The organism is Promicromonospora kroppenstedtii DSM 19349, from assembly GCF_000515355.1.
GTDB classification, from domain to species: domain Bacteria; phylum Actinomycetota; class Actinomycetes; order Actinomycetales; family Cellulomonadaceae; genus Promicromonospora; species Promicromonospora kroppenstedtii.
Genome location: NZ_KI911765.1, coordinates 6,953 through 19,757 on the forward strand (window position 1 = coordinate 6,953; position 12,805 = coordinate 19,757).

General features: G+C 71.6%; 11 protein-coding genes. 4 read left to right on the top strand and 7 right to left on the bottom strand.

What is annotated here, in order from left to right; all coding sequences use genetic code 11:
- A partial coding sequence (locus PROKR_RS29540) for a glycoside hydrolase domain-containing protein (protein ID WP_036971350.1) occupies positions 1–1,306 on the top strand: 1,306 nt, incomplete at its 5' end.
- 5 nt (positions 1,307–1,311) lie between these two features.
- On the opposite strand, the gene PROKR_RS29545 is transcribed toward PROKR_RS29540, so the two are convergent.
- From PROKR_RS29545 to PROKR_RS29560, 4 genes are all read right to left on the bottom strand, one after another.
- The gene (locus PROKR_RS29545) at positions 1,312–2,193 is read right to left on the bottom strand and encodes a GntR family transcriptional regulator (RefSeq protein ID WP_036971353.1); all 882 of its coding nucleotides are present in this window, start codon (positions 2,191–2,193) and stop codon (positions 1,312–1,314) included.
- A gap of 19 nt (positions 2,194–2,212) precedes the next feature.
- Positions 2,213–3,472, bottom strand: a complete 1,260-nt coding sequence (locus tag PROKR_RS29550; protein WP_036971356.1) for a carotenoid oxygenase family protein — start codon at positions 3,470–3,472, stop codon at positions 2,213–2,215.
- 82 nt (positions 3,473–3,554) lie between these two features.
- On the bottom strand, positions 3,555–3,914 hold the full coding sequence (locus PROKR_RS29555) for a VOC family protein (RefSeq protein WP_036971359.1): 360 nt from the start codon (positions 3,912–3,914) through the stop codon (positions 3,555–3,557).
- Between the two features lie 95 nt (positions 3,915–4,009).
- Positions 4,010–5,440, bottom strand: coding sequence for an FAD-dependent oxidoreductase (locus PROKR_RS29560; RefSeq protein WP_084800767.1), 1,431 nt, complete (start codon positions 5,438–5,440; stop codon positions 4,010–4,012).
- Between the two features lie 85 nt (positions 5,441–5,525).
- Between PROKR_RS29560 and PROKR_RS29565 the strand changes: the two genes are divergently transcribed.
- On the top strand, positions 5,526–7,121 hold the full coding sequence (locus PROKR_RS29565; RefSeq protein WP_245606040.1) for an SLC13 family permease: 1,596 nt from the start codon (positions 5,526–5,528) through the stop codon (positions 7,119–7,121).
- A 75-nt stretch (positions 7,122–7,196) separates the two neighbouring features.
- Here the strand turns inward: PROKR_RS29565 and PROKR_RS29570 are convergent, their stop codons facing one another.
- The 3 genes from PROKR_RS29570 to rnhA form a co-directional block, all read right to left on the bottom strand.
- Positions 7,197–7,487 (bottom strand): hypothetical protein, encoded by a 291-nt coding sequence (locus PROKR_RS29570; RefSeq protein WP_036971362.1) that lies wholly within the window; start codon positions 7,485–7,487, stop codon positions 7,197–7,199.
- A gap of 197 nt (positions 7,488–7,684) precedes the next feature.
- Positions 7,685–9,088 carry a dihydrolipoyl dehydrogenase gene (gene lpdA, locus PROKR_RS29575; protein ID WP_036971365.1) on the bottom strand — a complete coding sequence of 468 codons (1,404 nt, stop codon included), beginning with the start codon at positions 9,086–9,088 and terminating at the stop codon, positions 7,685–7,687.
- Positions 9,089–9,199: 111 nt separating this feature from the next.
- Positions 9,200–9,619 (bottom strand): ribonuclease HI, encoded by a 420-nt coding sequence (gene rnhA / locus PROKR_RS29580; protein ID WP_051433515.1) that lies wholly within the window; start codon positions 9,617–9,619, stop codon positions 9,200–9,202.
- Positions 9,620–9,790: 171 nt separating this feature from the next.
- On the opposite strand from rnhA, the gene PROKR_RS29585 reads away from it, so the two are divergent.
- Positions 9,791–10,645, top strand: coding sequence for an LLM class flavin-dependent oxidoreductase (locus PROKR_RS29585; RefSeq protein WP_036971370.1), 855 nt, complete (start codon positions 9,791–9,793; stop codon positions 10,643–10,645).
- A gap of 78 nt (positions 10,646–10,723) precedes the next feature.
- The coding region (locus PROKR_RS29590; RefSeq protein ID WP_051433503.1) for an acyltransferase family protein at positions 10,724–12,805 on the top strand (2,082 nt) is incomplete at its 3' end.

Sequence of the window (12,805 nt, forward strand, 5' to 3'; positions counted from 1 at the left end):
CCGCGGGCTGCCCGCCGCTGTCGGCGCCCTCGCGGTACTGGTCGCGGGCCTCGCCCTCCCGGCCGCGGCCGAACCGGAGACGCCGGTCGCCTACACCTCGGGCTCGTCGGCGACGCGGGCCAGCAGCCTGGGGTTCGACGCCTGCTCCGCGCCCTCGCTCGCGGCGCTGAACGCCTGGCGGGACACGTCGCCCTTCGGCGTGGTGAACATCTACTTCGGCGGCAACAATCGCGGCTGCACCCAGCCGAACCTGACCAAGACGTGGGTCAGCGGGGCCGTCGCGGCGGGCTGGAAGCTGCTGCCCACCTACTTCGGCTACCAGCCGACCTGCATGTTCGGCAACAAGCCCAACCGCTACAACGCGACCAACGCCACGGCCCGCGGCAACGCGGACGGCGCCGACGCCGTCACGCGGGCCAAGGCCCTCGGCGTGCTGTCCGGGAGCGGCCTGTACGCGGACGTCGAGAACTACGACCGGGCCGACACCTCCTGCCGGACGGCGGTACGGCGCTACGTCTCCGCGTGGACCAAGACCGTGCACGGCTCGGGGTACCTGGCGGGCGTGTACGTGCACCAGGACTCGGGGCTGCGGGACCTCTCCGAGTCCTACAACTGGAGCGCCTACGCCCGGCCCGACGCCGTCTGGATGGCCCGCTGGGACGGCAACAGCTCGCTGACCGGCTGGCCGACCGCGCCGAACTGGCAGTGGTCATACTACCAGCGCGCCAAGCAGTACATCGGCGACCACGACGAGACCTGGGGCGGCGTGACGATGAACATCGACCGCGACAACGTCCGGGCGCCGGTCGCCACGGTCGCCCGCAGCTTCTCGGTCACCAGCACGTCACCGCTGAACGCGCGCAGCGGACCGGCGTCGTCGTACCCGGTGGTGCGGAGCTACGCGCCTGGCGCGACGCTGGCCGTGGTGTGCCAGGGCTCCGGGCAGCAGGTCGGCTCGACGGCGGTGTGGGACCGGCTGACCAACGGCGCCTGGGTGAGCGACCGCTACGTCTCGACCCCGTCGAACAGCGGGTTCTCGGCCTCGGTGCTGCCGCGGTGCGCCTACCCCGGCCAGGTGAGCGTGGACCTGCTCGCCACCCGCACCGGCCCCGGCACCTCCTTCCCGACCGCGGGTAGCCCGCTGCGCCGGGGCGCCCTGGCCCACGTGATGTGCCAGCAGGTCGGCAGCCGCGTCGGCACGACCCGGGTGTGGGACAAGCTGCGCAACGGGACCTGGGTCACCGACTACTACGTCTCCAACCGGTCGAGCACGACCTGGAGCGCGCCGGTACCTCGGTGCCCGTGACCCGGTCACGTCTCCGCGCGGCCGCGGGGTGCGAAGAGCAGCGTCAGGCCGTCGAGCAGGCGTTCGAGCCCGAACGAGAACAACGACTCGAGGTCGAGCTCCGTACCCGGCTCCGTGACCCGGGCGATCAGCGGGCCGTCGACGGCGGCTCGCGCGACGGTCCACTGCTTGCTGGTCATTCCGGTGTCGAGCTCGGCGCCGGTCTCGGTCTCGATGTTCACCGCCGTACCCCGCACGTAGTTGACCAGGGCGCCGTAGACGTGCAGCCGGGTGGTCGGGTCCAGGTCGAGGCCGTCGAGCGCGCGCAGGGTCCAGACCCCGTACTCCAGCAGCCCAGGGAGCGTGGCCGGCCGGATGATCGAGACGAGGCGGGGCAGCCACGGGTGGCGTTGATAGGTCGCCCACTGGAGCTGGGCGGCCACTCGCAGGTGCGCCCGCCAGCCCTGCGGTGCCTCGGGGTACTCGATCTCGGCGAACGCAGCGTCCGCGATGAGCTGGGTGAGCTCTGCCTTGGCGTCGAGGTACCGGCGGAGCGTCATGGTCGCCACCCCGAGCTCGGCCGCCACCGCCCGCAGGGACAGTGCGGCCAGGCCGTCGGCGTCGGCGATCCTCAGTGCCGCCCGGACGATGTCGTCGCGGTCGAGCCCGGCGACCGAACGGGACGGCAGCCGCCGGGCGGCGACCACCGCGCCGACCCGGGGGACCGTCTCGATCGCACCCGACTGCCCGAGCGCGGCGAGAGCCTTGGAGGCGGTCGCCATCGCGACGCCCCACTCGAGCATGATCGCCCGGGTCGTGGGAACGCGGTCGCCGGGTCGGAGCTCGCCGTCGGCGATGCGCCGCTCGAGGTCGGCGACGATCCGGAGGTACCGCGGCAGGTCGGTCACGGCGTCATCGTGCCACGCCTCAGCGGTCCGGCAGCCAGTTGCCGTGCAGGCCGAGCGGCACCCGGACCGGCAGGTGGATCCGGGCTACCGGAGCGGCGGTGAAGTCCTGCGCCGCAAGGATCACCAGGTCGCTGGCGTTGCGCTCCGGGTTGTGGACGTAGGTGAGCAGGTAACCCTCGTCCTCGCCGTACCCCGCCGTGGCGAACACCGCCTCGCCCACGGCCTCGTCCCGGCCGAACCGGTGCACCTCGGCCGTGCCCCGCTCCAGGTCGTGCTTGACGAGAGCGTTCGTGAAGGCGTCGTCGGCCGGTACCCCCTCCGCCTCGAACGGGACCCCGTAGAGCGCGGTCGCCGCGGAGTAGCCGTAGCGGTACGGAAGGGTGAGACGGGACTCGTTGACGCGTGGGAAGTCCTGCGGCCGGTCGTCGACGCGCTGCTGGCGGATCGAGTCCGGCCCGATGGTCCAGCGGTCGAGCATCGGGCGGATCGCGCCGGGGTCGGACGGATCGAACGGCCCCTCCGCGGTGACCACGTCGACGACCACCGAGTCGCCGTCGTCATAGGCGTTCAGCGTGTGGCTGACGTGGACCGGATCGATGTCCAGCCAGCGGACGTCACCCCCCGACCGGGACATGACCCCGACGCGGGTCGGGTGGTCGGGCAGCCAGCGGCAGTCGTAGCCGTCGAAGCCGAGCGGCGTGTCCCAGAGCACCACGTGGTTCTCGGTGAGCGCGAAGTCGTGCATGAAGGGTGAGCGCGACATCGGGATCATGGTGGTCCCGGTGACGGTCCCCCTGGCGTCGGTCACGATGTGCTGGACGACGTCCCTGCCCATCGTGTACGACAGCGAGTGCAGCTCCCCCGTGAGCGGGTCGTGCTTCGAGTGCGCCCCTGCCGTGAAGCCCTCTGCGGTGCCACCGAGGGTGCAGGTTCCCACCGTGCCCAGCTCGTCGTCGAGCTCCGCGGGCGGGAGTCCGCCCTCGGCCAGGGCGAACGTGCGTTCCGCGTGCTCGATGACGTGGACCATGGGCGCGAAGCCGGACGTGCGGACGAAGCGGTTGCGGTACCACTCGGCCCTGCCGTCGCGCAGCCGCACACCGTGGACCATGCCCTGGCCCATTCCCCAGATGTGCACGCTCGGGTCCTCGACGCCCAGGGCGTTGGGCCCGTTACGCAGGTAACGGCCGTTCAGCTCGGCCGGGATCCGCCCGGTGACGGGCAGACCGTAGGCGGTGATCTCTTCGGTGACGGGCGCGAAGGGCCCTTCCAGGTAGCGCATGCGAGCACCGTAGGGAAGCAGGGCCCCTGAGCTGGGTGGACGGCGGAGATCCGGGCGCTGTGCACTAGTGCACGGTCCCCGCCTACTGCGCGTTGCCGCCGAACCCGATCTCGTTGCCCTCTGGGTCGCGGTAGATCATCTTGCGCACACCGCCCTCGAAGGTCTCGTGGTCGTCCGGCTCCAGGCCACGAGCGCCGATCTGGCCGACCCGGAGGTCGAGGTCGTCCACGAACAGTGTGTGCGTCGCGAGGCCCGCGCGCTCGGGGCGCTGTTCCACGACGATCCAGCGGTGCGGGGCGACCTCCCACACCGCCTCGGTCGGCGTCGCCTTGAAGGTGGGCGGGCTGCCCAGCAGCGTCTCCCACCAGGGGTAGGCGGTGGCGTAGTCGCGGACGCACGCGACCGCGAAGAGCTCGGGTCCGTCGGAGAGAAATTCGCTCATGGCAGGACCGACGCCGCGCCGGTGCCGAACTCATCGGTGGAGCCGAACTCATCGGTGGAGCTGAACTCATCGGTCGCCGCCCGGCTCGGGGGCCGTCACACCGGTCGGAGGTTCGCGAACAGGTCGTTGAACGCCTCGGTCATGGACGGGTGCGTGTAGATCTCGTCGCGCATCTCGCTCGCGGTGACGCCGTGCCGCATGGCCAGCGCGACCGTGTTGATCGTCTCGTGGGCGTCGTGGCTGAGCATCGTGACCCCGAGGATCTGGTCGGTCTCGGCGTCGACGACGGCCTTCATGACGCCGCGCGGGTCGTGCACGATCCGCGCCCGGGGCACGGTCGCCATGTCCGCGACCTTGCGCGTCGCGACCAGGAGCGGCCGCCCGGTCGCGCGGGCCTCCGCCTCGGTGAGGCCGACGCGCGCCAGGGGCGGGGTCATGAAGAGCGCCGAAGCGACGGCCCGGCGGTCCGTGGTGGTGCGGCGGCCCTCGCCCGTCAGGTGGTCGAGCACGACGCGGTAGTCGTCGAGCGAGACGTACGTGTACTGCGGCCCGCCGTTGACGTCGCCGATCGCGTAGACGTGCGGCTGGGTGGTCCGCAGGTGCTCGTCGACGACGACGGCGCCGCGCTCGTCCGTCTTGATCCCGGCGGCGTCGAGACCGAGGCCGGCGGTGTGCGGGCGGCGACCCAGCGCGGCGAGGACCGTATCGCCCCGCACCGTCTGCCGGTCGCCGGCCGCGTCGGTCCAGTGGACGACGGCGGCGCCGTCGACGTCCTCGATCCCGGTGACGGTGGCCCCGGTCCGGACGGTGACGCCTGCGGTGGTGAGGATCTCGCCGGCGGTGGCCACGACGTCGTCGTCCTCGGCGCGGAGGATGCGCGGTCCCCGGGCCAGGAGGGTGACGCGCGCGCCGAAGGCGGCGTGCATGGCGGCGAACTCCACGGCGACGTAACCGCCCCCGAGGACGACGAGCTCGTCGGGCCGTTCGGTGCGGGCGAGCAGCTGGGTGCTGGTGACCACGCGCTCGCTCTCGCGCAGGCCCGGGAGCGGCGGGAGCTCCGGGTCGGCGCCGGTGTTGACGACGACGGTCCGCGCGGTGACCCGCAGCGTGTCGGCGCCGGCCCTGACGACCAGGGTGTGCGGGTCGGCGAACGCCGCGGTGCCGGTGATCACCGTGACGGTGTCGAGGGTGTCCAGCATCGCGAAGTTCTTGCCGCGCAGCAGCGTGGTCAGGGCGTCGGTGCGCTCGGCGGCACGGCGGTAGCGGTCCGGCCCGGGGACGTCGGCCGCGCCGTTCTCGGCGTCGTGCACGAGGGCCTTGGTGGGCACGCAGCCGATGTTGATGCACGTGCCGCCGTACATCTGGTCGGACTGCTCGATCATCGCGACCCGGGCGCCGCGCCGGGCCATGGTGGCCGCGAGGGTCTTTCCGCCCTTGCCGAATCCGACGACCGCGAGGTCGACGTCGAGCTCGGGGCCGGCATCTCCGGTCCGGACCGTCATGGACTCGTCAGCAAGGTCGGTCATGCGTCGATCTTGCCGGGTACCCCGCGGCACCACCAGTGCGCCGGGGGTGAACCGGCCGGATGCGACGATTGAGCCCGTGGAGCACATGATCGACCCTCTGGTCGCGACGTTCGTGATCCTGGCACTGGCCGTGCTCGGTTTCGCGACCAACCGGGTGCCGCTCGTGATCGTGGCCCTGTTCGTCCCGGTCGCCCTGTGGGCCACGGGAGTCCTCCCGCTGGGCGAGGCCCTGGCCGGCTTCAGTGATCCGGTCGTCCTGTTCATCGCCACGCTGTTCGTGCTCAGCGCGGGCCTGGAGACCACGGGCATCACGGCGTGGATCGGGGCGCAGCTCGAGAGGTGCTCGTCGTTCGGGCGCATCGGGCTGCTCGCGACGATGGTCGGCGGCACGGCGCTCCTCGCGGCCGTCATCAGCATCAACGGGGCGGTCGCGGCGCTCCTGCCCGTCGCCGTCGTCGCCGCCGCCCGGGCCGGCATCGTGCCCTCGCGGATGCTGATCCCCGTGGCGTTCGCCGCCAGCGCGGGCTCGCTGCTGACGCTCACCGGAACCCCGGTGAACGTGATCATCTCCGAGGTCGCCGCCGAGTCGGGCGGCCGGGAGTTCGGATACTTCGAGTTCGCGCTGGTGGGCCTGCCGCTCGTCCTGGTCACGATGGTCCTCGTCGTGACCCTCGGCCAGCGCCTCCTGCCGGAGCGTGTCCCAGAGCGCCTGGCCGACGTCGCCGCCGATCCGCGCGAACGGGTGCGGTCGTGGCAGGAGAGCTACGCCGAGGAGCTCGACGCGACCAATCTCTTCACCGGCACCACCGGCGTCGTCGAGGTGCTCATCGCGCCGCGCTCGACCCTGATCGGACGTCGTGTCAGCCCCGGGATGACGACGCGGGACGAGGATCTGGTCGTGGTCGCGCTGCGCCGCGGCAGCGAGTCGTCGAACGGTCCCGACGCCTCTGCCCCGTCCGGGGCTCTGCCCCTGCAGGCCGGCGACTCCGTGCTGGTCCGCGGCCCGTGGGAGGCGCTGCACCGCTACACCCGGTCGCCGGACGTCATCGCCGTCGAGGCGTCGCAGAGCCTGCAGCGGAGCGTGCCGCTCGGCGTCGGCTGGAAGCGGTGCCTCGGGGTGCTGGTCGCGACGATCGGGCTCCTGGCTACCGGTGCCGTTCCTCCGGTGATCGTCGGGCTGCTCGCCGCAGTGGCCCTCGTGCTGCTGCGCGTGGTCACGGTTGCGCAGGGCCTGCGCGCGGTCTCCTGGGACACGGTGATCCTCATCGGTGCGCTCATCCCGTTGTCGGCGGCGTTCGTGTCGTCGGGCGCGGCCGAGATGATGGCTGAGCTGGTGATGCGGGTGACCGGGAGCGGGTCGCCGTATGTCGCGCTCCTGGCGGTGTGCGCCCTCACGCTCGTGCTCGGACAGTTCATCTCGAACGTGGCGACCGTGCTGGTGATGGCGCCCGTCGCGGTGTCCTTCGCCCAGACGCTCGACGTGAGCGTGCAGCCGTTCATGATGGCCCTGGCGGTGGTCGGGGCCGCCGCGTTCCTCACCCCGATCGCGACACCGGTCAACCTGATGGTGCTGCAGCCCGGGGGCTACCGGTTCGGGGACTTCTGGCGGCTGGGGCTGCCGCTGGCGCTCGTGTTCCTCGCGGCGGCGGTGCTGTACGTGCCGCTGGTCTGGCCGTTCTGATCTGACCGTTCTGGCCGGGTTCTGGCCGGGTTCTTGCCGGGCTCTCTGGCGGGGCTTCTCACCCAGGCCGGCGCGCTACTGCAGCCGGCCCTCGCCCTCCGGCGAGTACCGCCAGGCCCACTTCTGGTCGTCGGACTCCGCCAGCGGCAGGTGCAGCGTGCGCAGCGCCGGCGAGTGGACGTTGCCCATCATGCCGCCCAGGCAGTACCGGCCGCCGTCGATCGGGTCGCCGACCGCCGTCCAGTAGTGCCAGCCCGACGCCGCCCGCTCCAACGTCACCGGTTCGCGGCAGAACACGCAGAACTTCTTCGTCCCCACCGCGGGCATCGGGGCGTAGAGACCCGACAGCGGGTTTCCGGCGTTCATGAACAGTAATCATCCCCGAACATCAGCGGCAGGCGCACATCACCGGGGCACTGCGCGACGTCCGTTATCGAACCGGGACACAGCAGGGGCGACGCCGTCGGGGCACACGAGAAACGGCGGCCGACACCGCACTACGTCACAGGACAAGTGCAGGTCAGCCGCCGCTTCCTGGGGTCGCCGCAGGACCCGTCAGGCGATCAGAAGTTGATCATGTGCCCGGCGATGCCGTGGATCGACTCCTGCAGCGCCTCCGACAGCGTCGGGTGGGTGTGCACGTTGCGCGCCATCTCGTCGGCCGTGAGGTCCCACTTCTGCGCGAGCGTCAGCTCCGGCAGCAGCTCCGAGACGTCCGGGCCGATCATGTGGGCGCCGAGGATCTCGTTGTACTTCGCGTCGGCGACCAGCTTGACGAAACCGGTCGGATCGCCCAGGCCGTGCGCCTTGCCGTTGGCCATGAACGGGAACGAGGCGACCTTCACGTCGTAGCCCTCGTCCTTGGCCTGCTGCTCGGTGAGGCCGAACGACGCGATCTGCGGCGAGCAGAACGTCGCGCGCGGCATCATGCGGTAGTCGCCCAGGGTCTGGGTCTCGGCCCCGGCGATGGTCTCGGCGGCGACGACGCCCTGCGCCTCGGCCACGTGCGCCAGCATGAGCTTGGCCGTGACGTCACCGATGGCGTAGATGTGCGGCACGTTGGTGCGCATGTAGTCGTCGATGCCGATGGCGCCGCGGTCGGTGAGCTGCACGCCGGCGCTCTCCAGGCCGATGCCCTTGACGTTCGGCGCGAAACCGACGGCCATGAGGACCTTGTCGACCACGAGCTCGCCCGGCTTGTCGTCCTTGACGCCCTTGTAGGAGACGGTGACCGACGAGCCCTCGTCCTTGACGGTCTGCACGGCCGTCGAGGTCAGGACCTTGATCCCGATCTTCTTGTACTGCTTGGCGATCTCCTTGGAGACGTCCGCGTCCTCGTTCGGCAGCGCACGGTCGAGGTACTCGACGATCGTGACGTCCACGCCGTAGTTCTTCAGGACGTAGGCGAACTCCATGCCGATGGCGCCGGCGCCGACGATGGCGATCGACTTCGGCAGGTCGCGCGTGAGGATCTGCTTCTCGTACGTGACCACGTTCTCGGACAGCTCGACGCCGGGCAGCAGGCGCACCTCGGAACCGGTCGCGATGATCGCGTTGTCGAAGGTCACGGTCTCGGTGCCGCCCTTGTTGAGGGCCACCTCGATGGTGTTGGCGTCGCGGAACGTGCCGCGGCCGTCGAGCTCGGTGATCTTGTTCTTCTTCATGAGGAAGTGCACGCCCTTGACGCGACCGTCCGCGACCGTGCGCGAACGGTCCCAGGCCTTCCCGAAGTCGAACGTGACGTCCCCGGACATGCCGAAGAAGTCCTTCTGGTAGGTGAAGATGTGGGCCAGCTCGGCGTTGCGGAGCAGAGCCTTGGAGGGGATGCAGCCCACGTTGAGGCAGACACCACCCCAGTACTTCTCCTCGATGATCGCAACGGACTTGCCGAGCTGGGCAGCGCGGATGGCGGCGACGTAGCCGCCGGGGCCCGCACCGAGGAGTACGACGTCGTAGTGGGAAGCCATGGGTCAAGGGTATTGGTGCGCGCGAATCGTGGTGACGTGACTTCTGTCTCGTTGGGCGGACGTGCCGCCTGACGTGCCCGGGACCTGCCCCGGGCTTGCCCAGGACTTGCGTCAGCGCACGCTGTCGACGCCCTTGTTCGCCAGCGCGTCGGCCCGCTCGTTGCCCGGGTCGCCGGCATGGCCCTTGACCCAGACCCAGCTCACCTCGTGCTTGGCGACCTCCGCGTCGAGCTCCTGCCACAGGTCCACGTTCTTGACGGGCTGCTTGCTCGCGGTCTTCCAGCCGTTCCGCTTCCAGCCCACGATCCAGCTCTTCATCCCGTTCATGACGTACGACGAGTCGACGTGGATCGTGACGGTCGCGGGCCCCTTGAGCGCCCGCAGGGCCTCGACGACGGCCTTCAGCTCCATGCGGTTGTTCGTGGTCACCTTCTCGCCGCCGAACAGCTCCTTCTCGTGCGTGCCGGAACGCAGCAGCGCGCCCCACCCGCCCAGGCCCGGGTTGCCCTTGCAGGCTCCGTCGGTCCACATCTCCACGGTCGGGGTGGTCGTGCTCGTGCTGGTCACGGGGCTCACCCTAACCGCCGGGCCCGACGCCGCACGCCGTCGCAGGACTGGGTGCGGCGTCGAGTGTCAGTGGTGCCGCCTAACGTGTGAAGCGATGTGGGGAACGATCCCAGACCTGCCGCACCAGGAGGAACGATGAAGTTCGGGTTCATCAGCAGCTTCGGCACGATCGACCAGCACGTGGCGCTCGCGCGAGAGTGCGAGAAGCACGGCTGGGACGGCTGGTTCACCTGGGACGCCATCAACCTCGGCGGCGAGTGGGCCATGCCCGTGTACGACCCGTTCAGTCTCCTGGCGGCCGCGGCGACGGTGACCGAACGCATCACGCTCGGCGCGATGGTCTTCGCCGTGCCCCGGCACCGGCCGTGGGAGCTCGCACAGCGCGCGCTCACGGTGGACCGGCTCTCGGGCGGACGCCTGGTGCTGCCGGTCGGTGTCGGCGTGACGGACGACCACGGCTTCACGTCGGTCCCGGGCCAGCCCACGGAGCTGAAGGACCGGGCGGCCCTGCTGGACGAGACCCTGGAGTGGCTGGAACGGTCCTGGACGGGCGAGGAGTTCGAGGCCTCGGGCGACCACATCACCACGGGCCCGTTCCGGTTCCCCGAGCCGCCGGTGAACGGCCGGATCCCCGTCTGGCCGGTGGGCGTCTGGGACGCCGAGCGGCCGCCCACCAAGAACCTGCACCGCGCGCTGCGCTGGGACGGGATCGTCCCGCAGCTCCGGGGCACCGCGGACGACCTGACGACGAACGACATCGCCGGGCTCGTCGAGTGGCTCAGGGCGCATCACCAGGAGGACGCCGCGGGCCGCCCGTTCGACGTCGTCCTGCAGGGCAAGCTCTCCAGCGACCCGGACCAGGCGGCCGAGCAGGCGCGCGCCATGGCCGACGCCGGCGTCACGTGGTGGATCGAGTCCTGGTGGGACCCGGCACGGGACTCGCCGGAGTCGCTCCTGGAGAAGGTGCGTCAGGGGCCGCCCGAGATCTGACCGGTAGCATTTCCGGATCTAGGACATACAACACATCGCGGACGCCGACGGGGGAGCTGACGCCGACGGAGATCCGACGTGCCCGACGTGCCCGACGAGCGCCGATCCACACCGACCCGGCCCCCGCGCGCCGACATCCAGGCGCTGCGGGCCGTGGCCGTGGTGGCGGTGCTGCTGTTCCACCTGTGGCCGGACCAGGTCCCCGGCGGCTACGTGGGCGTCGACGTGTTCTTCGTGATCTCGGGCTTCCTGATCACGTCGCACATCGCGCGCGACGTGGACGCGGGCCGGTTCTCGGTCGCCGAGTTCTGGTCGCGGCGGACCCTGCGGCTGCTGCCCGCATCGACGCTCGTGCTCGGGGCGACGGCGGTGGGCGTCTGGGCGCTGGTCCCGGTGCAGCACCGGGAGCAGTGGTTCCGTGAGATCGCGGCCTCCGTGCTGTCCGTCCAGAACTGGGTGCTGGCCGACGCTGCCGTGGACTACCTCGCGGCGCGCGACCTGGCCTCGCCCGTGCGGCACTACTGGTCGCTCTCGGCCGAGGCGCAGCTCTACCTGATCTGGCCGCTGCTGATCGCCGGGTGTCTCGTCGTCAGCCGGTGGCTCCGCTCCGGCCCCCCTTACACCGGTCACGCCCGGCACGGGGCCGGGTGGCGGGCGGTGGCGGCCGGGGCGCTGGCTCTGGTCGTCGTCGCGTCCCTGGTCACGTCGGTGCTCTGGACGGACGCCGACCAGGCGTACGCGTACTTCGTCACCCCGACGCGCGCCTGGGAGTTCGGCGCAGGTGCCCTGCTGGCGTTCGCGCCGTCGCTGTCGCCGCCGCCGTCATCCGGGTTCCCGGTGTCGCCCTTGCCGGTGACATCCGCAGCACCGGTAGCGCCCGCAGCACGCGCAGCACAGGAGCAATCCTCCGAGTCGCCCGCCCGATCCGCTGTCCTGCCGGGGTTCGCGACCTGGGCGGGTCTGGCCCTGATCGGAGTCGCGGCCGTCGTCCTCACGGACGCGACGCCGTTTCCCGGGGCCTGGGCGACGCTGCCCGTGCTCGGCACCGTCCTGGTCATCGGGGCTCGGGTGACCGACCGGTCCCCCGGCAGCCTCACCAGCCGCCTTGCCGCGTCGTCCCCGGTACGGTTCCTGGGCGACGTGTCCTACGCGGTCTACCTGTGGCACTGGCCCGTGGTCGTGCTGGTCCCCTACGCCACGGGGCATGCCCTGCGTACCGGCGACAAGCTCGCGGTCCTGCTCGCCACGCTGCTGCTGGCCTGGGCCACCCGGCGCTGGGTCGAACTGCCGGTGCTCCGGCACCGGGACTCGTCGCGACCCTGGGGCACGTTCGCGGCCGCCGCGGCGGTCGGCACCGTCGTCGTCGCGGTGGCCCTCACCGGGGTGCACTCGGCGCAGAAGTACGTCCGGAGCGAGCTCGCCGCCGCCGAGGCCGCAGCTGACGACGCGGCCGCTGCCAGGTGCTTCGGCGCGGCGGCCCGACCCCCGGGTGGTGAGCCCTGCGCGGACGACGACCCGGCCGGGACCGACGTGCCGACCACCGGCCCGGCCAACATGCCGACCACCGACCCGACCAACACCCCGACCGACACCCCGACCGACACCCCGACCAACCTGGCGGCCCTCGCACCAGCCCCTGTGCCGGTCCCTGTGCCGGTCACTGTGCCGGTCCCTGTGCCGGCCCCCGAGGCAGCCGCCGAGGACATGCCCGCGCCGTACGCCCTGGGCGCGGACATGTGCTCGACCACCGACCGCGAGGAGGCCGAGCCGGTCGCGTGCGAGCGCGGCCGCCGTGGTAGCAGCGTCCGGGTCGCCCTGGTGGGCGACTCCCACGCCGCTCACTACGCGAGCGCCCTGGTGGGCGCGGCCGAGGCGAATGACTGGGCCCTGGACATCTACGTCAAGGCCGGCTGCCCGTTCTCCGACGCGATGCGGGTGCAGGACGACGTCCTGACCGCGACATGCGCCGAGTGGGTCGACCGCACGGAGCGCCTGCTGGTCGACGGCGACTACGACCTCGTCGTCACCTCGCAGATGAGCGGCGTCGACTGGGCAGCGCCGACGAGCTGGGCCGGCGACCAGGAGACGTGGGCCGAGGCGGGGCTGGCCGGCCTGTGGGCGCGGCTCGCCGACGACGGGACGCCGGTCGCCGCCGTCGCC